Origin of the sequence: Alkalimonas sp. NCh-2 (genome assembly GCF_039631345.1) — a bacterium.
Classification (GTDB): domain Bacteria; phylum Pseudomonadota; class Gammaproteobacteria; order Enterobacterales; family Alteromonadaceae; genus Alkalimonas; species Alkalimonas mucilaginosa.
Map to the genome: position 1 here is coordinate 87686 of NZ_JBDIUV010000002.1, position 21253 is coordinate 108938.

Below are 21253 nucleotides of genomic sequence, written 5' to 3' on the forward strand. Positions count from 1 at the left end.
AAGGCGACACAACGAAACTCCTGTCAGGTGGTTAGCCGGACAGAATGAATAACCTGGTGAGCATGGCTCACAGTCGACAAGATAGGAATGCACTATGACATCAGCTAGCAGCAGGATATCCGTGAACAGTACTTTAACCCTGCATCCGGATCGTTTGTTCCCATCGGATCCGACCATAAGGGCCATTGCACAGCGCTTGTATCAGCACATTAAAGATTTACCAATCGTCAGCCCACACGGTCATACGGATCCGCGCTGGTTTGGTGATAATACCAACTTTGACAATGCCACCAGTTTGCTGCTGCTGCCGGATCATTACGTCTTTCGCATGCTCTATAGCCAGGGGATCTCGTTGGAGTCGCTGGGTATACGTCGTCGCGATGGTGTGGTGGTGGAGCAGGATTACCGCAAAATCTTCCGGATTTTTGCCAGTCACTATTATCTGTTTCGTGGTACGCCATCGCGCATCTGGCTCGACAGCGTGTTTCATGATGTGTTTGGCCTGACTGAAACCTTATCAGCCGATACGGCGGATCACTATTACGACAGCATCAATGCGCAGCTGGTGAAACCAGAGTTTGCACCGCGGGCCTTGCTCGATCGCTTTAACATTGAACTGATTGCCACCACAGAAGGGGCATTAAACGATTTACGTCATCATGCCAAGCTGAAAGGCAGTGGCTATGAGCAGCGGGTGATCACCACCTTCCGCCCCGACGATGTAGTAGATGCCGACAGAGCCGACTTTGCTGCCAATATTGCCAAACTTGGTGAGCTGACCGGTGAAGATACCCACAGCTGGCCGGGGTATCTGGCGGCATTGCGAAAGCGGCGGGCATTTTTCCGTCAGCACGGTGCCACTGCGACCGATCATGGCCACCCAACGGCCATCACCGCTGATTTACCTGCCGATGAAGCGGCGGCCTTGTTCCAGCGCTGCCTAGCTGGTGAAGCCAGCCCGGCTGAAACCGAACTGTTTCGCGGCCAGATGCTGACCGAAATGGCTGGTATGAGCCTGGAAGATGGCATGACGATGCAAATTCACCCGGGCGCTCACCGCAATCACAATACCATTATTTTTGAGCGCTTCGGTCCGGATAAGGGCGCCGATATACCCAGCCCGACGGAGTTTGTCAGCAACCTGAAGCCGCTGCTGCAAAAGTATGGCAATGAAGCGGGTTTGACCATTATTCTGTTTACGCTGGATGAGACCACCTATGCCCGTGAGCTGGCGCCATTAGCAGGCCATTATCCGGCATTAAAGCTGGGCCCGGCCTGGTGGTTCCACGACAGCCCGGAGGGCATGCTGCGTTTTCGTCATCAGGTTACCGAAACGGCTGGTTTTTATAACACCGTTGGCTTTAACGATGATACCCGGGCATTTTTGTCGATCCCGGCCCGGCACGATGTGGCGCGTCGTATTGACTGCCGCTTTCTGGCCTCGCTGGTCGCTGAGCACCGGTTGACGGAAGAAGAGGCCATGCAGGTCGCCTACGATCTGACCTATGGTCTGGTGAAAAAAGCCTATCAACTGGCGTAAAGGGCAGTACCACAACATGGGACAAGACAACGTTATGCAGCCATTATCCAATCAGACGCTCAGCAGTTTGCAAGGCAAGGTGACCTTGCCTGACTACCGGCTGCAAGCCCGGCAGCCAGGCATCGGCATGGTGCATTTAGGGCCTGGTGCTTTTTTTCGTGGCCATCAGGCCTGGTACACTGAGCAGGCTCTAAAGCAAGGCGGTGACTGGGGTATTTGTGCGGTATCGATGCGCTCGGGCGAGGTGGCTAAAGCGCTGAACCCGCAAGATGGGCTCTATACCCTGGTGGAGCTGGATAGCGAGATCCGCTATCAGGTCATTGGGGCCGTGCAAAAGGTGCTGGTGGCGGCAGAGCAGTATGCCGAGGTTCTGGCGCAGCTAAGCGCTGCCGAAACCCGTTTTGTCACTTTGACCATTACTGAAAAAGGCTATTGTCTGAATGCCGCCGGCGAGCTGGATCTGCAGCACCCGGAGATCCGTCAGGATCTGAAGCGTCAGACCCAACCTATCACCGCCATTGGCTTACTGGTCACTGCACTGCAAGCCAGGTATCAGGCCGGGGAAGCGCCTTTTTGTGCGATCAGTTGCGACAATCTGACCGACAATGGTCATAAACTAAAGCGCGCCTTGGTCCGTTTTGCCCGGGAATGGGATCCGGTATTTGCCAGTTGGTTGCAGAGCATGAAAAGCCCCTGCACCATGGTGGATAGTATCACTCCCGCCACCGATGATACCCTGCGGCAGCAGGTCGCCAATGAGCTTGGTCTGGCCGATGCCTGGCCGATTAAGCGTGAGTCCTTTTTGCAGTGGGTGATTGAAGACGATCTACCCGCAGAGCGGCCCGACTGGCAAAGTGCCGGTGTGATTTTTGCTGCTGATGTCAGTGCTTTTGAAAAAGCCAAGTTGCGCTTGTTGAATGCACCGCACTCCACGCTGGCTTACCTGGGGTGTTTGCTGGGCTACGAAACGGTATCCGATGCGATGCAGGATGACACCCTGGTTGCGCTGATCAAGCGGATGATTGCTGAGGATCTGATGCCATCCTTTCGCGCACCAGCCGAGCTCGATACCGGTCAGTACAGCGCCGATATTCTTCAGCGCTTCCAAAATCCGGCCATTCGTCATTTGCTGGCGCAAATTGCCTGGGATGGCTCGCAAAAGCTGCCGATGCGGTTGCTGCCTGCAGTGCGCGACAATCTGGCCAGTGGCAGCTCCATTCGCTACCTGGCACTGGCAGTGGCGGCCTGGTGTCGTTTTATCTGTCTGCGTCAGCAAAGCACAGTGCCTCTGGTCGATCCTTTGGCCGAACAACTGCTGGCGGTCGCTGCCAGTTGCACCGGCGATGCAACCGCCGATGTAGCGCGATTTTTGCGTCTGAGCGCTGTCTTTGGCCGCGATTTAGCTACCGAACCACGTTTTGTCGAGGCTTTGACCGAAGCGTATCAGCATTTAACTGACGGGGTGGTCAGTGCCTTGTCGCATTACACAGGAGTTGCCTGATGGCTGCATTATCTCCCCTACTGCGTGGACCGGCCTTGTTGCCCATTATTCAGGCCGATAGCCCGGACGAAGCAGTACAGATTGCCGCTGCTTTGCAGCAAGGCGGTATTGGCTCGGTTGAAGTGGTACTGCGTACCCGTCAGGCATTGGCTGCCATTACCGCCATCCGCGATGCCTTACCCGAGCTGCTGGTTGGCGCCGGTACCATTTTGTCGGCCGGGGATGCCCTGGCCGCTAAAGCGGCCGGTGCTGAGTTTCTGGTGAGCCCGGCCAGTACGCCGGCGCTGTTGGATGCCATGCTGGCAACTGGTTTGCCGCTGGCTCCCGGGGTGGCGACGCCCTCCGAAATTGCGATGGCACTGGAAGCGGGTATTCATGAAGTGAAATTTTTTCCGGCGCATTTGTCCGGCGGTATCGAGATGCTGAAAGCCTTGCGTGGCGTGTTTCAGCAGGTGCGTTTCTGTCCGACCGGCGGCATCAGCCAGCACAATGTGGCAGACTTTCTGGCATTGCCGAATGTATTTGTGGCTGGCGGTTCCTGGCTAACGCCTGTTACGCTGGTGAAAGCTCAGGCCTGGTCGCAGATCACGGCACTGGCACAGCAGGCGACCGAGCTCGCCAATCAACAAAAGGCAGCGGCTTAAGGAGCAATGGATGAAAAAACGCATGGTGATGATGGGCGAGTGCATGGTGGAAATGTATCAGTTGGTTGAGAATGTCTACCATCAGTCCTTTGCCGGTGATGTGTTTAATACTGCTGTGTATCTGAAGCGCAGCTGCGAACAGCCGGTCGACGTGCAGTTTTTTACCGCGGTCGGCACCGATTTGATCAGCGATAAACTGGTGCGGGCGGTCGAGCGTGAGAAGCTGGATACTCAGTTGATGCTTAGAGCCAAAGGTGCCCGGCCAGGCCTGTACATGATCAACACCGATGCTTATGGTGAGCGCAGTTTTGTCTACTGGCGTGAAACCTCAGCGGCCCGTCAGGTGATGCAGTGCTTTGCCAGCCAGTCCTCTGTGGAGCAGTTGCTGGGGGCGGACATGTTTTATTTCTCCGGCATCAGCCTGGCCATTTTATCCGATGCCGATCGGCGGGCTTTGTTCGACCTGATTCACCAGCTAAAAGCCCATGGCAGCCAGGTGGTGTTTGATCCGAACTACCGGCCAGCGCTTTGGAGCAGCCAGGACGCATGCCGTGCAGCCTTTACCGAGGCCTATCAGTTGGCGGACATTGCCATGCCGGGGCTGGACGATCACAAGGTGCTGTTTGAACACAGCACTGTGGCCGAGGTGCAGGCATTTTTACAGCAACTGGATGTGGCTGAGATTATTGTGAAAGATGGCAAAAATGGCGTGGTTGGGACTTATCTGGATGAAGGCTTTGCCGCGCCGGCGCATCAGGTGAAAAAAGTGGTGGATACCACTGCGGCAGGTGATTCTTTTAATGGGGGTTATCTTGCGGCCCGGCTGGCCGGCGTCGCGCCGGAAGATGCAGTGAAATACGCCGCCAGGCTGGCAGCTTTTGTGGTGGAGCATACCGGCGCTATCGTCAATAAAGAGCATTTTCAGCGCTTTTGGTCACGCCATCGCCCATCCACTTTTATCAGTTAATAAAGCAAGATCCGGACGACCGGACAACAACAACCAGGCCACTCCTCAGGCAACCCTGCAAACGAAGGAGTCCAACATGAGTTTAGTACGCTTTTTTCCAACGGCAGCCGAGCTGCCGGCCGATTGTCCGGCACAGCATCCGCTGACCCAGCGGGACTATTTGCTTAATGGTGAGTTGCTGGCATGGCCCGGTGAGCTTAGCCCAGTGTATAGTCCTGTCCAGCAACGAGTGCAGCACGATGAGAGTGAGGCGTTACAGCCGTTGTTGCTCGGCTATACGCCACTGCTGGATGCCGACACAGCGCTGCAAGCGTTGGATGCAGCGGTAGCAGCCTACGATTTAGGGCGCGGTGTCTGGCCACGCATGCCGGTACTGGAACGCATTCAGCATGTCGAACAGTTTCTGACACAGATGCAGCAAAAACGCGATCAGGTGATCCAGCTGCTGATGTGGGAAATCGGCAAAACCTACCCCGATGCAGCCAAAGAATTTGACCGCACCTGCGATTACATCCGCGATACCATAGTGGCGCTGAAACAGCAGGACAGAGCAGCCAGCCACTTTGTGATTGAAGAGGGGACCTTAGGCAAGATTCGCCGGGTGCCGGTGGGGGTTGCCTTGTGCATGGGGCCCTTCAATTACCCATTGAATGAAACCTTTACCACCTTGATCCCAGCGCTGATTATGGGCAATACCGTGATCTTTAAGCCGGCAAAGTACGGTGTCTTGTTGATAGAGCCATTGTTGCAGGCCTTTCGCGACAGCTTCCCTGCCGGGGTGATCAACGTGATTTATGGCCGGGGCCGCGATACGGTTGGTGTTTTGATGGAAAGTGGCAAGATTGACCTCTTCGCTTTTATTGGCACCAACAAAGGGGCCAGTGATCTGAAAAAAATGCACCCCAAACCGCACCGACTGCGTGCTGTGCTGGGGCTGGATGCTAAAAATCCGGCCATCGTGCTACCGGATGCTGATCTTAACCGCACCGTGGCAGAATGCGTGGCCGGTACTTTGTCGTTTAATGGCCAGCGCTGCACCGCATTAAAAATTTTGTTTGTGCATCAAAGCCTGGTCGATGAGTTTTTGGCGGCGCTGACCACAGCGGTTGAGCAATTGCCCCTGGGCATGCCCTGGCAGTCGGGTGTGAAAATTACTCCGTTGCCAGAGCCAGGCAAAACCGACTTTCTTCGGGCGTTGCTGGACGATGCGACCGCAAAGGGTGCAAGGGTTTGCAATGCCGACGGCGGCGAACGTATGGGTTCTTTGTTTCGGCCTGCGATTTTGTATCCGGTCAATGCCAAGATGCGGCTGTATCATGAAGAGCAGTTTGGCCCCTTGATTCCGGTGGTACCGTATCAGGATGTGCAGCAGGCGATTGATTATGTGATTCACTCCAATTTTGGTCAGCAATTGAGCCTGTTTGGCCAGGATCCGGTCCAACTGGGTGAGCTGGTGGATCTGTTTAGCAATCAGGTGGGTCGCATCAATATCAACAGTCAGTGTCAGCGTGGACCGGACAGCTTTCCGTTCAATGGCCGTAAAGACTCGGCCGAAGGCACGCTCTCTGTGGTGGATGCGCTGCGGCAATTCTCTACCCCGACCGTGGTGGCTGCCAAGTACCAACCGGCAGATATCGAGCTGATCAAAGCCATGGTGCAGCAACGCAGCTCGCACTTTGTCTCGACCGACTTTTTGTTTTAGCCACACATGAGCGGCAGATAAAAGGGGACTTGGTGCCCCTTTGCTCTGTCGGATGGCTGAACCGTGGCCGGAGGTAGAAAAAATTTAAATCCGTATCCTTGAATCCAGTATGGTTAATCCCCATTAAGCTGCTAACACGAAATTATCTGTTCTGAATTAGATTTGGAGAGCCGTTATGGGTAGAATTATTGGTATCGACTTGGGTACAACCAACTCTTGTGTTGCTGTATTAGACGGCGACAAACCACGCGTGATTGAAAATGCCGAAGGCACCCGCACCACGCCTTCCATCATCGCCTACACCGATGATGGCGAGACTTTGGTCGGCCAGCCAGCCAAGCGTCAGGCGGTGACGAACCCACAAAATACCTTATTTGCCATCAAGCGTCTGATTGGTCGTCGTTTTGAAGACGAAGAAGTGCAGCGCGATGTCAGCATCATGCCATTCAAAATTGTCAAAGCCGACAATGGCGATGCCTGGGTTGAAGTCAAAGGCAAAAAAATGGCAGCGCCGCAGATTTCTGCCGAAGTGCTGAAAAAGATGAAGAAAACCGCCGAGGATTTCCTGGGCGAAGCAGTGACCGAAGCCGTTATTACCGTACCAGCTTACTTTAACGATGCACAGCGTCAGGCCACCAAAGATGCCGGTCGCATTGCAGGCCTTGATGTAAAACGCATCATCAACGAGCCAACGGCAGCAGCACTGGCGTATGGCATGGACAAGAAAAAAGGCGACGCCAAAATCGCAGTGTACGATTTAGGTGGCGGTACCTTTGATATTTCCATCATCGAAATCGACGATGTTGATGGCGAGCAAACTTTTGAAGTACTGGCCACCAATGGTGACACTCACTTAGGTGGTGAAGACTTCGACAACCGCTTGATCAACTACCTGGTCGATGAGTTCAAAAAAGAGCAGGGCATTGATCTGCGCAACGATCCATTGGCGATGCAGCGCTTAAAAGAGTCGGCCGAGAAAGCCAAGATTGAGCTGTCTTCTGCCTCTCAGACCGAAGTCAACCTGCCGTACATCACGGCCGATGCTTCCGGTCCTAAGCACTTGAATATCAAGGTGACCCGCGCCAAGCTGGAGTCCTTGGTAGAAGATTTGGTGAAGCGTACGCTGGACCCATTGAAAGTAGCGCTGAACGATGCTGACTTGAGCGTCGGTGACATCGACGAAATCATTCTGGTCGGTGGCCAAACTCGGATGCCAAAAGTGCAGCAGGCGGTGACTGAATTCTTCGGCAAAGAGCCACGCAAAGACGTCAACCCGGACGAAGCCGTTGCGGTAGGTGCTGCGGTGCAGGGTGCTGTACTGTCAGGTGATGTTAAAGACGTGCTGCTGCTGGACGTTACCCCACTGTCATTGGGTATTGAAACCATGGGCGGTGTGATGACCAGCCTGATCGAGAAAAACACCACTATTCCGACCAAGAAGTCGCAGGTGTTCTCCACGGCAGAAGACAATCAGTCGGCAGTAACGATTCATGTGCTGCAGGGTGAGCGTAAGCGCTCGGCCGACAACAAGTCGCTGGGGCAGTTTAACCTGGAAGGTATCCGTGCCGGTCGTCGTGGCGAGCCACAAATTGAAGTCACCTTCGATTTGGATGCGGATGGCATCTTGCATGTGTCGGCCAAAGACAAAGACACCGGCAAAGAGCAAAAGATTACCATCAAGTCGTCTTCTGGCCTGAGCGATGACGAAATCCAGGCCATGGTGCGCGATGCTGAAGCCCATGCCGAGGAAGACAAAAAGTTTGAAGAGCTGGTACAAACCCGTAACCAAGCCGATGCGCTGGTGCATGGTACCCGCAAGCAGTTGGAAGAAGCCGGCAGCGATTTGGCAACTAACGACAAGGAAGCCATTGAAGCGGCGATCAGCGAGCTGGAAACGGCCATCAAAGGCAACGACAAGGCGGATATTGAAGCTAAGTCGGAAGCTTTGATGCAGGCGGCGCAAAAGCTGATGGAGGCGGCGCAGAAGAAGGCCCAGCAAGGCGGTGGTGAAGCCAATGCCAGTGATGCCGGTGCAGCCGACGATGTGGTCGATGCTGAGTTCGAAGAAGTCAAAGACGACAAGTAATGTTCCACCCGGGCTGCGCTCTGGCGCAGCCCTCTAACATAAGTTAGCCCGTATCTATGTCAAAGCGTGACTATTATGAAGTACTGGGCGTCGAGAAAGGCGCCGATGTCAAAGACATCAAAAAGGCCTACAAACGTCTGGCGATGAAGTATCACCCGGACAGAACCAAAGGCGATAAGGATCTTGAAGTGAAATTCAAGGAAATCCAGGAAGCGCATGAAGTTCTGACGGATGAGCAAAAGCGTGCGGCCTACGATCGCTATGGTCACGACGGCGTGGATCCAAGCCGTGGTGCTGGTGGCTTTGGTGGCAATGCCGACTTTGGCGATATTTTCGGTGATGTGTTTGGCGATATTTTTGGTGGCGGTGGCCGTCGCGGTCAGTCGCGGGCGCAGCGTGGCTCCGATCTGCGCTACAACCTGGAACTGAGCCTGGAAGATGCCGTGCGTGGCAAGTCGGTGGATATCAAGGTACCAACCTGGGTGTCTTGCGACAGCTGCGATGGCAGTGGTGCGAAAAAAGGCACTTCGGCCAAGACCTGCCCAACCTGTCATGGTGCGGGTCAGGTTACCATGCGGCAGGGCTTTTTTGCCGTGCAGCAAACCTGCCCGACCTGTCATGGCCGCGGTAAAATTATTCCGGACCCATGCAGTAAATGCCATGGCGAAGGCCGGGTGGAGAAAACCAAAACCCTGTCAGTGAAAATTCCGGCCGGTGTTGATACCGGCGATCGCATTCGTTTAAGTGGCGAAGGCGAAGCGGGTATGCATGGTGCACCGGCAGGTGATCTCTATGTGCAGGTCCATGTGAAAGAGCACCCCATCTTTGTGCGTGATGGCAACAACCTGTACTGCGATGTGCCTATTAGCTTTGCCACAGCAGCGCTCGGTGGTGAAATTGCGGTACCGACGTTGGATGGCCGGGTTAAGCTGAAAATTCCGGCTGAGACCCAAACCGAGAAAATGTTCCGTTTGCGCGGCAAAGGCGTGCAGTCGGTGCGTGGCGGTGGAGTTGGCGACCTGGTGTGCAAGGTGGTGATTGAAACCCCGGTCAATCTGAGCGAGCAGCAAAAAGAGCTGTTGCGCCAACTGGATGCGACCATGGCCGGTGACAGCGAAGCCAGGCACAGACCCAAATCCAAAGGTTTTTTCGATGGCGTGAAAAAGTTCTTTGATGATTTAACCAGTTAAATCATTGCTTGGTTTTTTGTTAGAAACCACAGCTCAAAACCGCAGTCCTAAACCGCAGCAATAGTGCTGCGGTTTTTTTTATCATTGGTGATTCTGCCAGCCTCAGATACAATAAATAAACAGTCTTTCATAGGGATATCATCATGCGTAAGTTTTTCCTGATTGCCGTAGTGGCAGTACTTATCTTGGCCGCCTGCGCTCAGTCACCAACCGGGCGCCGGCAAATTATGTTGTTCAATGAAAGCCAGCTCAGTGGCATGGGAGCACAGACCTTTGAAGCCATGAAAGAAGAGCTGACCATTTCAGACAACCGTCAAACGCAGCGTTATGTGCAGTGCATCGCCGATGCTTTGCTGAAAGTCACGCCAGAGCAGTACATGGGTAATGAGTGGGAAGTAGTGGTGTTTGCCGATGATCAGGTCAATGCCTTTGCCCTACCTGGCGGTAAAATTGGCGTCTACACCGGTTTGCTAAAAGTAGCAGAGAATCAGCATCAATTAGCAGCGGTGATGGGCCATGAAATTGGTCATGTGATGGCTGGGCACGCTAATGAGCGATTATCACGCAGTCAACTGGTGCAAACCGGGTTGGTATTAACCGATGCGGCAACCCGTGCTGCCAATCTTCGTTTTCAACAGGAGATGATGGCTGGGCTGGGGTTGGGTTCACAGGTCGGTTTGTTGCTGCCTTTTAGCCGTGAACATGAGAGCGAAGCCGATATTATCGGGCTGGATCTGATGGCGCAGGCCGGCTTTAACCCGGAGCAGGCGGTGGATTTATGGCGCAATATGGCAGCGGCCAGTGGCGGCCAGCGCAGCCCTGAACTGCTATCCAGCCACCCGGTACCTGAGAACCGTATCCGGGCACTGCAACAACGGATGCCGCAAGCGTTAGCGACTTACCAGCAGCGCCGGGCTCAGGGTAATCTGCCGAACTGTGGCAGCCCGGGCCCGCTGTAATACTCTGCCAGTTACTGTTGTAAGTCAGGCTTGGTTGCTGTGATTGGCTTTAACAGCAACCAAAGCAAGGCTACTACTGCCAGCGCCATGCAGTAAAAGCTGGCACTGACCACCTGCCAGGGGCTTAAACCAAAGCTGGCAGCCAGCAGCAGGGCCTGAGCACCATAAGGCAGCAGGCCCTGACTGATGCAGGCAAAAATATCCAGCAAGCTGGCACTGCGTTTGGGCGTAATGCCATGGTTTTCTGCCAGTTTACGGCTGATATCACCACTGATCACAATGGCAACGGTGTTGTTGGCGACGCAGAGATTGGTACCAAACACCAGGCTGGCGATGCCAAGCTGGCCACTGCGCTCGGCTTTCATTTTCACTTTATCAAAGAAAGCACTGAGCCGGGATGACAGCCAGCCCAGGCCACCTTGCTGCTTGATAAACTCGCCCAGACCACCAATAAACATCGATAGTAAGAAAATCTCCTGCATCGAGGCAAAGCCAGAGGCCATATCCTGGCCAAGGTTGCCCAGCGGATAGTCACCAAACCAGGCCCCTTGCAAAGCTGCCAGCACTATACCAAGTGCCAGCACCGCAAAAACATTGAGTCCCGCTACTGCCAGCACCAAAATCGCTACATAGGGCAGGGCTGCGCTCCAGCTGAACTCTTTGGCAGCAATCTCGACCGGTACACTGCCAAACCAGATGTAGCCTAATAGCACGATAGCAGCAGCCGGTAGTGCCAGTTTCAGATTTTCGCGAAATTTATCTTTCATCCGTGCGCCCTGGGTACGGGTGGAGGCAATGGTGGTATCGGAAATAATGGAGAGGTTATCGCCAAACATGGCACCGCCCAGTAAGGCTCCAGCCAGCAATACCGGCGATAAGCCAGTTTGCTCTGCCAGTACCACGGCAATAGGAGCTAAAGCGCCAATGGTACCCATGGAAGTACCCATCGCCAAAGCGATTAAAGCAGCAATCAGAAACAACCCTGGGACCAACAGGGAAGGCGGCACCAAACTGAGGCCGGCATTGACCACGGCATCAACACCACCGGTGGCTACCGCGACACTGGAAAAAGCACCGGCCAGCAGGTAAATCAGGCACATGGTTAAAATGGTATTCTGGCCGGCACCGCGGATCAGGGTTTCCACCGCTTGTTGCATCGAGGTGCGGTGCAGCAGCATGGCAATGATCAGCGCCGGTAATACAGCAATATGGGCCGGTAGTTGATAAAAGGCATAATCCACTCCCTGGCTTTGGTAGTAAAGCCCGGCGCCTAAAAACAGCAGCACAAAACTGGCCAGTGGTAAAAAGGCGAGGGCGCCATACTGGCGTGGGGTAACCATCAAATGTTCTGGCATGCATCATCTCCGACCAGTAAAATGCGCTGACTATATAGATGTCCAGACGTCCTGTCAACGCCTTATCAATCTGTCTGTCACTATCCTTTACGGTATTTTCTTTGTGCATTCAATGCTTTTAAACGGTTAACTGCTCTGATCAGTAGCTGCCGCTTGTGGTGTTAGCAAATTTGCAGGAATCGGCTATGTCAAATAACTTTACAGTTCAGCTGTTTCTCATCTGATAAGACCTCCGATAAGTTGATAAATCATGCTGTTTAAAAAACAGGCATAATTTTTGCGATGAACCTTGGACGGCGTGTTTAACGCCTGAATAAAAACAACAAACAGGGTAGATAACTATGAAAATAAAACTATTTAAGCAACAACTCATAAGACTTCAAACCTTTTTCACCGCACTGGTCTTCACTTTACTGGCAACTCCCGCACTGTCTGCACCGATGTTCTCGGATATGTATATCTTTGGTGATAGTTTGTCCGATACCGGTAATACCAGAGCGGCAGTTCCATTGGGTAGTTGGGGACCTATCGCTGCCGAGGCTGGCTATGGTTCGAATGGACGCTTTTCCAATGGCGATCTGTGGCATGAGTTTATGGCAGATGATTTGGGATTAAGTACTTCACGCTCCAGTGCCGGAGGTAATAACTTTGCCTACGGAGGTGCTCGAATTGACAATGCTACTGGTGTATCCGCTGGTGTGCTTCGTCAGTGGGATACCTATCAAAATCGCTTTGGTGGCGCTGTGATGGATCCTGCTGCACTTTATGTAGTCTGGGCTGGTGGCAATGATATGCGAGATCTGGTGGGAAGCTCTGCGCCACTAATGATGATCACCTCTATCATGGGGAACTTTCAGACCATGCTGACTGAAATGATCCTGGGGGGGGCCTCTACTTTATTAGTACCAAATTTGCCGGATCTTGGCAGTATTCCAGAGTTTCGCAGTGGGGCAAACAGTGGCTCAGGCAATGAAGTTAGTACCTTGTGGAATCAGGCATTGCAACTTATGTTGATCAGTTTGGCGAGCCAATATCAGGTTGATATCTATATGCTGGATGTCTTTGGTATTTTTAATTCAATCCTGTCAGATCCTGCTTCTGAAGGTTTTGTAAATACAACCGGAGAATGCCGCTCTATTAGGAGAAATTTTCTCGGAGCTGCTTCTGAGGTCAGCTGTGCCAATGCCCATACCTACGTGTTTTGGGATGAAATCCATCCTACCAGCCGGGCACATCAGGTACTTGGTCGCGAAGCCTATGCTTTACTTGCATCCGGTCAAACGGTGACTTTCCAGGTACCAGCGCCTGCTACCTTGCTGTTGCTGGTTGCTGGTTTGATGTTGATACGCCTGCGTCGACGGGCATAAGCTCGAAGCAAAAAAACGGGCCGCGATGCGGCCCGTTTCTTAGGTAAAACTGTTAGAACTTTTTACCACTAAGCAATTCCTGAATGGCTCCGACGGAGCCAAGCACATTGCTGGTTTCAATTGGCAGGAAGATGCGATCACCTTCTTTGGCGATATTGGGCAGGGTTTGCAGATATTCACGACCAAGCAAATAGCCAATAACCGTATCGGAGCTGAGCTGGCCATCTCCGGATGATAATACTTCCTCAATTGCTTTACGCTGACCCTGAGCGCGCAAAATTGCGGCTTCTTTTTCACCCTGGGCACTTAAAATGGCGGCTTCCCGTTCACCCTGAGCCCGGGCAATGGCGGCTTGCTTTTCACCTTCCGCTTCGGTCACGGTGGCGCGGCGCTGACGCTCAGCGGTCATTTGCTTGCGCATCGCTTCCTCAACATCGATTGGCGGTGCAATATCCAGCAGCTCTACCCGCACTACTTTGATGCCCCAGCCATTGCCGGCATCATCCAGCACCAGGCGCAGCCGTTCGTTGATTTCCTCACGCGACTCGAAAATAGAGTCCAGTTCCATCCGGCCGATCTCTGCCCGCAATGAGGTTTTAGCCAGTACTTCGACTGCCTGGATGATGTTTTCCACTTCGTACACTGCTCTGACCGGATCCAGGATCCGGAAATAGAGCACACCATTGATGGTGACCGTGACGTTGTCTTTGGTGATAACGCTCTGGCCTGGAAAGTCCAGGACCGCTTCACGCAGATCAATACGGGGTGTTTCAACGAATTTCAGGTTGCGCAGCATAATGATAGGGCGCGGTTTCTCAATAAACGGTACAGTAATCTGAATGCCGGATTGCAAGGTACGGTTGTAGGTACCCAAGCGCTCAATTACCATGCATTCGCTGTTTCGCACGATAAAGATATTGTTCAGAATTAAAACGATGGCAAAACCTGCCACCCCGAGTAATAAAATCAATGCTAAATCCATACTTTGCTCCTTGTGTTTAAGTTGATCTAGTCTTTTGGTGCGACCAGCAAGGTAATGCCATCAATACGACAGACTTTCACCTCCTGACCAGCTTGCAACCAGCTCGAGTTATCACCGCTTGGCTCTGCTTTTACCGGATAGAAACTGCCGCTCATTTTAGCGACTAATTTGTCGCCATGCAGCTCTAACACCACACTTTGCTGGTAACCCGGTTCTGCCAGATTGACGGCTTTGGAAGTGCCCAACCCTTTTTTTCGCAACCAGAATGATAGTGGTAAAAACATCAGACAGCCAAAAGCAAACACAAACAGCGATTGGGTAAAGCTCAGCGCAAACAGCCAACTGCTAATAGCGGCTGAAAATGCCCCCATTGAGATAGCTAAAATAACGAAGGTACCTGTCATCAGTTCCACAATGCCAAATGCAATGGCAATAATAAACCAGACCAATGCCAACATCTTGATTTCCTTAAATTGCAACTTGGTTCACACTACTATACTAAGCTTTGACGCTAAGCCCTACTTTCTTTTTGTAACAGGGTTTAGCGACAGCCCACTATTTGGGTAAAAGTTCGGCAAACGGTGGGGAAGGTACGGTGTTTTTATCAGTAAAAGTGATACTGTTAAGCAAGCGTTGCGTACTATAGGCGTCAATTTACTCAGGAGTTTTTATGCAAAATTTTACTTTTTACAACCCGACTCGAATTGTATTCGGAGAACAGCAAATTGCTGAGCTGGCTGCGCTTATTCCTGAGGGGGCACGAGTATTATTCACTTATGGCGGTGGCTCCATTAAAAAAAATGGGGTTTATGAGCAAGTTAAGGCTGCACTGACAGGCAAAGTTTATTTTGAATTTGGCGGTATTGAGCCGAATCCGTCCTTTGATACCTTACTAAAAGCATCGGACTTGCTAAAAAGCGAACAGCTGGATTTTATTTTAGCGGTGGGTGGTGGCAGCGTGATTGACGGCAGCAAATTTATTGCTGCCGCAGCTTGCTATGATGGTGATGCTTGGGATCTGCTCTGTGGTAAAGCCAAAGTGCAGCAAGCGATCCCGCTAGGCTGTGTCTTGACACTGCCTGCCACTGGCTCTGAGAGCAATGGGAACTCGGTGGTAACCCGCTACAGCACCCAGGAAAAAATGGCCTTCTCCAGCCCACTGGTGTATCCACAATTTGCCATCTTAGATCCGACCACCACCTTTAGTTTGCCGCCCCGTCAGGTTGCCAATGGTGTGGTCGATGCCTTTGTTCATGTGATGGAGCAGTACCTGACGTATCCGGCGAACGCACCGGTGCAGGATCGTTTTGCTGAAGGCTTGCTGCAAACCCTGATTGAACAGGGACCTCAGGCGCTGGAACGGCCGGAGGATTATGCGGTTCGTGCCAATGTGATGTGGGCGGCAACCATGGCGCTGAATGGCCTTATTGGGGTCGGAGTGCCGCAAGATTGGGCCACTCATATGATAGGCCATGAAATCACGGCCTTGCACGGTCTGGATCATGCGCAAACGCTGGCTATTGTTTTGCCGGCTCTGATGCAGCAGCAACGTCAGCAGAAGCGTGACAAGTTGCTGCAATATGGCAAACGGGTTTGGCAGTTAGCCCATCAGGACGAAGAGCGTTTGATTGATGAAGCCATTAGTCATACCCGCGCTTTCTTTGAACAGATGGGTGTACCAACCCGATTAGCCGATTATGGCATTGACGCCAGTGCCATTGATACCATGGTGGATCGCCTGGTACAGCATAAAATGGTGAAGTTGGGCGAGCATGGCGATATAACGCCGGATGTTTCCCGGCGTATTTTGCAAGCAGCTTTATAACGTCATACCTACAGCATCCTGGGCTTGTGCTTAGAATGAATAGCGCAGGCCCAGGCTCCACATCCGTGTATTGAAGTTCTCGGTATTGTAGTGCGCAGCAGCAGCACTTAGTTGTAGCTGTGTGTTAAGCTGATAACCTATACCGAGTTCGGCCCCCAGCCGAATACGATGCTGGCGCTCGGAAGATTGCGCGGCAGTCCCTTCAAATCGATAGCGGCTACGGTTATCAAAGAGTGCCAATCGGACATATGGCTGCCAGAACTCATTCAGAGCAAAGGAGCCGACCATACTGAGCTCGGCGCCTCTGCCTCGTTGTGGTTGAGCCTTCAATGTGGCTTGGGGCTGATTCTCCGGCAGGCCATCGTAATGCAATACCGCCTCACCTAAATCCAGCCAGCCGAACTCTGTTGCTAACCAGTGATTCCACCGGTAGCCAGCAAACAGACGATAGGCTTTGTCTGAGTTCGATTCGAGCGTGACGGTTCCAGTGACACCTGCCGTATTGAGCTTGCGTTCCACTGCACTTGCCAGGTGACCAGAGCTATGGCTTTTGGCCTCACCTCCTTGCACGCCTAGATACCAGTCCTGACTAAATACTGTCATGGGCAGCAGTAACAGGCTGGCAGTCAACATTTTTAGGCCACTTCTAAGGCGGTTGTTTTGGTGATAGCGGCGCAGCATCACAAACACCACCAGCAATATGGCACTGACGAAACCCAGGCTACTGCCACTTGAGGTCACAGTGACACTGCTCGGTTGCCATTGAGCTGTGACCTGTAAATCTTGTGCTGGCATAGTGGCGGGTAGGGCCGGTGACCAACCTTTAAAGGTATAACCGGAGCGTGTGGCTGTCGGTTCACTGATGGTGGCACCAAAATCCAGCAGCAGATCAGGGATAGCCTGGCCCCCATCCACATCAAAGCGGATCACGTACTGGTTGATTTGCCACTGTGCGGTAAGCTGTACATCATCTTCTGGCATGGTGGCTGGAAACTCTGGCAGCCAGCCAGTGAAGGTATAACCTTCACGCGATGGTGGTTCTGGTGCTGTCAGCGCGCTACCAACCAAGGCCGTGATGGTGGCGACTTCGCTGCCACCAGAACTGTCAAAGGAAACACTGGCCATTTGTTGTTGTGCCAGTACGCCCGGATCACGAATGACACTGTTGGCGCGGCCATCATCGTCATTTGGTCCGCCATCTTCAATCGTTAGTCGGATGCAGCCATCGCCCTGGTTCAAGCCGGTGCGCCAGTTATCTGATGAAACTACCGGACAGTTGCCAAGTGCATTGCGCGGAGCACTGTCGATGCGGTTGGCGTTGTCTTCAACAAAGTTCTGCCACCGGCCATTGACCAGCTTCCGCCAGACGGCGTTGGCTGGAATGCTTTGCCCTGCAGGTAAGGGGATGGCTACTGGCACCGACTCGCCAGGGCTTTGCAGTCCCACCACATCCAGATTAACAAGAAAACCCAACTGACGGAAACCGGTATCGTTGAGACTGCCCTCACGCAGTGCCAGGCCAAATTGGCCACTTTGCCATGACTCAAATTCACTATGCAAACCAAGCGTTAGTTGGTACAAACCAGGTATTTCAGCAAAGAGAACAGCCTGGCCCTGACACTGAGCCACCCGGTTGTTGCCATGACCTTGTGGGCATAAAGGCAGACGGTTGGGTTGGTTGCTGAACTGGTTCTGGCTGGAGGGGATGCCGCTGATGCCGCTGTTGCTGCAGTCAGCGACCGGGCAATCGGCTATGACGTTTAGTGCCAGCTCCAACTCACCTAAGCGGTCGCCGGCTTCTGCTGTCAGTTGCAGGTAGTGACGGCCTGTCGCCAGGCTGGACGGATCAAAGCTGGCGGTGGCACCGCTTTGAGTAATCTCCAGCCCCGCACCTTGCCAGTTATAGTCGGCGGCAATCCCTGACAGCTCTGTGGCACTTAGCTCTACCAAACCACCACTGCGCTGCACCACCAAGCCTGCAGTACCCGCTTGCATCACTGTGGCATCAAGTGCTAAAGGCAGTGGTGCTGTTTGTACCAGCAAATGATGGTGGTGCGGTGAGCCCAGCAAAGCCTGGGTAAGGTTGCTGTCTTGCAGTGAAATGTTTCCTGCATCGCCGCTGGTAGCGGTTATGGTGTATGCACGGCGTAGGTTATCGATTGCATTTAGTTCGAAATGGCTCGCCACATTAGCTTGATTGCCTTGAACCTGCACCTGTACCGGGTAGTCAATTGGCTCATCACTTAACCAAATGCTAAGTTGAGCCGGAACATTTTGCTGCACTGGTTGGCTGGCGGCGGTAAAGGCAATAAATGGCAGTACGTCAAAACTGACCATCACTTGCTCACCAGAAACGGAGTCGGTAAATTCAAAGCTATAACGCCCGGTGCGCTCAGCAGTAAATAGGTAGCTGCCATCGTCCTGCATGGTAAGCAACGTTGCAGCATCGGCCAGGTCGAGGAAATCGGTGGTGCCGCTACGGGTCTGTTGCAGGGCGCTTAACACTTGCTCACCTGCGCCATTGCTAAGGCGGAAACGTCGTGTTTCCTGGCTAGCTGCCGGGCTGCTGTCTTCTACTTCAAGCGTTATGGCCAAATGGATGGTTAGACTGATATCGCAGTCGGCTTTGATCGCCGCAGTAATCACTTGATTGCCTGAGCGAGCGGCGGCACAGTTGCTGTCGATTTGTACAAATGTATCCTCTGCCACACTGAGCGCAAAGCTGGCACTGTTGCCAAAGTCGATTTGCTGACTGGCTGGCGTTATGCTGCCTTCGCCATGGATGCTTGCTGAAACCTGAAAGCGACTTTGCTCCCACTGTGCTGTGAGCAATCTATCCTCAGCTGGCATGGTTGCAGGCAGCTCCGGTTGCCAACCCACAAAGACAAAGCCTTCTCGGCTAGGTGGTTCGGGTGGGGTGATGGCAGTACCAAAGTTGGCAGTGATTGCAGCTACAGCAGAGCCTCCTGCGCTGTCGAATGTCAGAGTATAGCTGGCCTCATTGTATTGTGCCGTAATGGTGGTATCTGTGGTAATCACACTAAAATCGCTGGGGCTCCAACCTGTAAAAGTATAGCCCGGGCGAATGGGGTTCGCTGGTGCAGTTGCCCCGCTGCCATGGTTAACGACTTCAGTTTTCAGTACCGTTGCATCCCAGTCAACAAAGTTGACTGTATAGCTTTCAGCAGTCCACTGCGCTGTCAGGGTCTGGTTTGCTGCCGGCATGGTGGCCGGAATAGCCGGGTTCCAACCGGCAAATTGATAACCGGTTCGGCTAGGATTGGCTGGAGGGGTAATGGCACTGCCAAAATTCTGAGTGATGGCGGCAACGGCAGTGCCACCAGCGGAGTCAAAGGTTAGTGTATAGCTATTGATGCTGTACTGCGCTGTGATGGTGGTATCGGCGGTAATATTGCTAAAGTCGGCGGGGTTCCAGCCGGTGAAGCTGTAGCCGGTACGGCTGGGGTTGGCCGGGGCGGTGGCACTGCTGCCCTCCGCAACGGATTCTGTTTTAAGCAGGCTGCCATCCCAGTCGACAAAATTGACGGTGTAACCGGGGGCAACAACGGTGACAACAAAGGTCTCGACATTGATATTGCCGGCAGCATCTTCCACATAAACCGCGATGGTGGATGCGCCAACGCTGCTGCCAGTCACAGTAACAGTTCGGGCGCTGTCCGCTCCTCCTAGTACCACATTGCCAAGCGGAACAGCTGTGGTATTGGAGCTGTCTCTGTTGACGTTCAGACTGCCGGCTGCAGTGAGGTTGTCACTTACAGTAAAAGGCAGAGCTCCGGTATTGGCCCCCACCATAATTTCCTGGTTGGTAATGGTGCTGATGCTCGGTGCCATGGTATCCACCAGCACAGCACTGGTATTGCCAATGTTGTTTAAGCTAAGTAGCAGATTGTTGTTGGCTGCATCGCGCAGGGAACCACCGTTGGGTTGCAGTTCCACCAGTGTAATACCATCCAGATCATTATCACCCGCCTGTACCGAGTGGCGAAAGACCAGGCTGGAGGTGCCTGAGCCTGCCAGGTAGCTGGCATAACGGATCGTGCCACCGATGAACAGTTGCAAGCGCGGGGTACCACCGGCGGTGTTGACGGTGACGTTTTCTGACAGGTTCAGGGTGAAATCCAGCGATAAGCCCGCCCGGTAAATGCCAGCTGCCGGCACAGACACTGAGCTGACCTCCGGCGGGACATCGTCCAGCACGGTGATGGTAAAGGCTTTTTCGAAGGTATTGCTGGCGCTGTCGGTGGTGCGAATTCGCACGCTGTAATCACCAGCGGCCATGGCCGCTGCATTGTTGGTGCGCAACTGACTGCCGCTGATATTAAATTGGGCATTGTGGCTATCACCAACACCGGCAACCAATTGGTAGCTGTGGGTATCGCCATCATCCGGGTCGACACTGCTTAAGCTGCCAACCACAGCATTCACGCCGCCACTTTGTGCCACACTGCTGCTGCTTAGCAGAATATCGGTGGGAGGGGCATTGGCAACGGGCGCATCCTCCATCACCAGTTGGAACATCAGATCACGATCCAGAAACTGGTTACCCTCGAAGTAAAGCGAACCGCCTGGATAAGGAGCAGGTACAGCATTGTTCGCATCATTAACATAAGTATAAAAGGTGTTGGTGCCGCCACCAGCAAAATAAAAGGTATAGGCTTCCCCGTTGTTTAAGACAAAATTTTCATCGCTCATTGATAAAATGGAATAATCATCCAGTGCTGCGGCTTCATGCAGCACTGCCGTTTCAAAAGTGAAAGTTCCCAACAAGTCACCGGCCAGGCCATCGCCACGATAAAGGGTGATTGCCAGTTCATTACGGCCTGCACCTTGATACATTGAACCATCATAAAAACTGAGCAATCGCAGTTCTTTAATACGGCCATCTTTACAAGCGGTAAAGCTTTGTCCGATAGCGTGATCATTAGCGTCTGCAATAATGAGTTCAGAGATATTTGAGACCGTGGATGTAATCGTACATTCGGTGGCACTTACTGCCGCTGAAAAGAGCAGAGATGAGCATAATAGAAGCAGGTTAATCAGGTGCTTGTGGCATGTTCTCATCGCACGGAATCCTTTTTACTGAACAATCGTTCATCATGAACCATGAAAGCATC

14 protein-coding genes are annotated in these 21253 nt (G+C 52.9%); 10 read left to right on the forward strand and 4 right to left on the reverse strand.

Translation table 11 applies throughout. The features are described from left to right. The first annotated feature begins 94 nt into the window (after positions 1-94). From uxaC to ABC502_RS05725, 8 genes are all read left to right on the forward strand, one after another. Complete coding sequence (gene uxaC / locus ABC502_RS05690; protein ID WP_345915187.1) at positions 95-1540, forward strand: glucuronate isomerase; 1446 nt, start codon at positions 95-97, stop codon at positions 1538-1540. Positions 1541-1574: 34 nt separating this feature from the next. Further along, the gene (locus tag ABC502_RS05695; RefSeq protein ID WP_345915188.1) at positions 1575-3041 is read left to right on the forward strand and encodes a mannitol dehydrogenase family protein; all 1467 of its coding nucleotides are present in this window, start codon (positions 1575-1577) and stop codon (positions 3039-3041) included. Then, complete coding sequence (eda, locus tag ABC502_RS05700) at positions 3041-3685, forward strand: bifunctional 4-hydroxy-2-oxoglutarate aldolase/2-dehydro-3-deoxy-phosphogluconate aldolase (RefSeq protein ID WP_330086084.1); 645 nt, start codon at positions 3041-3043, stop codon at positions 3683-3685. Before ABC502_RS05695 ends, eda begins: the two co-directional genes overlap by 1 nt. A gap of 10 nt (positions 3686-3695) precedes the next feature. Then, entirely contained in the window at positions 3696-4652 is a 957-nt protein-coding gene (locus ABC502_RS05705) for a sugar kinase (RefSeq protein ID WP_330086085.1), read from the forward strand. Positions 4653-4728: 76 nt separating this feature from the next. Beyond that, positions 4729-6354, forward strand: a complete 1626-nt coding sequence (locus tag ABC502_RS05710; RefSeq protein ID WP_345915189.1) for an NADP-dependent glyceraldehyde-3-phosphate dehydrogenase — start codon at positions 4729-4731, stop codon at positions 6352-6354. Between the two features lie 175 nt (positions 6355-6529). After that, positions 6530-8440 carry a molecular chaperone DnaK gene (dnaK, locus tag ABC502_RS05715; protein ID WP_345915190.1) on the forward strand — a complete coding sequence of 637 codons (1911 nt, stop codon included), beginning with the start codon at positions 6530-6532 and terminating at the stop codon, positions 8438-8440. A gap of 56 nt (positions 8441-8496) precedes the next feature. Next, positions 8497-9630: a molecular chaperone DnaJ gene (gene dnaJ / locus ABC502_RS05720; RefSeq protein ID WP_330086088.1), complete on the forward strand. Its 1134-nt coding sequence runs from the start codon at positions 8497-8499 to the stop codon at positions 9628-9630. A 143-nt stretch (positions 9631-9773) separates the two neighbouring features. Further along, positions 9774-10589: a M48 family metallopeptidase gene (locus tag ABC502_RS05725; RefSeq protein ID WP_330086089.1), complete on the forward strand. Its 816-nt coding sequence runs from the start codon at positions 9774-9776 to the stop codon at positions 10587-10589. Positions 10590-10600: 11 nt separating this feature from the next. On the opposite strand, the gene ABC502_RS05730 is transcribed toward ABC502_RS05725, so the two are convergent. Continuing rightward, entirely contained in the window at positions 10601-11944 is a 1344-nt protein-coding gene (locus tag ABC502_RS05730) for a Na+/H+ antiporter NhaC family protein (protein ID WP_345915191.1), read from the reverse strand. Between the two features lie 341 nt (positions 11945-12285). On the opposite strand from ABC502_RS05730, the gene ABC502_RS05735 reads away from it, so the two are divergent. Then, positions 12286-13311 (forward strand): SGNH/GDSL hydrolase family protein, encoded by a 1026-nt coding sequence (locus tag ABC502_RS05735; protein WP_330086091.1) that lies wholly within the window; start codon positions 12286-12288, stop codon positions 13309-13311. Between the two features lie 52 nt (positions 13312-13363). Here ABC502_RS05735 and ABC502_RS05740 read toward each other — a convergent pair whose 3' ends face one another. Next, positions 13364-14293: an SPFH domain-containing protein gene (locus tag ABC502_RS05740; protein ID WP_330086092.1), complete on the reverse strand. Its 930-nt coding sequence runs from the start codon at positions 14291-14293 to the stop codon at positions 13364-13366. Between the two features lie 26 nt (positions 14294-14319). Beyond that, the gene (locus ABC502_RS05745; protein ID WP_330086093.1) at positions 14320-14751 is read right to left on the reverse strand and encodes a hypothetical protein; all 432 of its coding nucleotides are present in this window, start codon (positions 14749-14751) and stop codon (positions 14320-14322) included. A gap of 212 nt (positions 14752-14963) precedes the next feature. Between ABC502_RS05745 and ABC502_RS05750 the strand changes: the two genes are divergently transcribed. After that, a complete protein-coding gene (locus tag ABC502_RS05750; protein ID WP_345915192.1) occupies positions 14964-16118 on the forward strand; it encodes an iron-containing alcohol dehydrogenase in 1155 nt (384 codons plus the stop codon). Positions 16119-16148: 30 nt separating this feature from the next. On the opposite strand, the gene ABC502_RS05755 is transcribed toward ABC502_RS05750, so the two are convergent. Further along, a complete protein-coding gene (locus ABC502_RS05755) occupies positions 16149-20975 on the reverse strand; it encodes an InlB B-repeat-containing protein (protein WP_345915193.1) in 4827 nt (1608 codons plus the stop codon). Between the last annotated feature and the right edge of the window lie 278 nt (positions 20976-21253).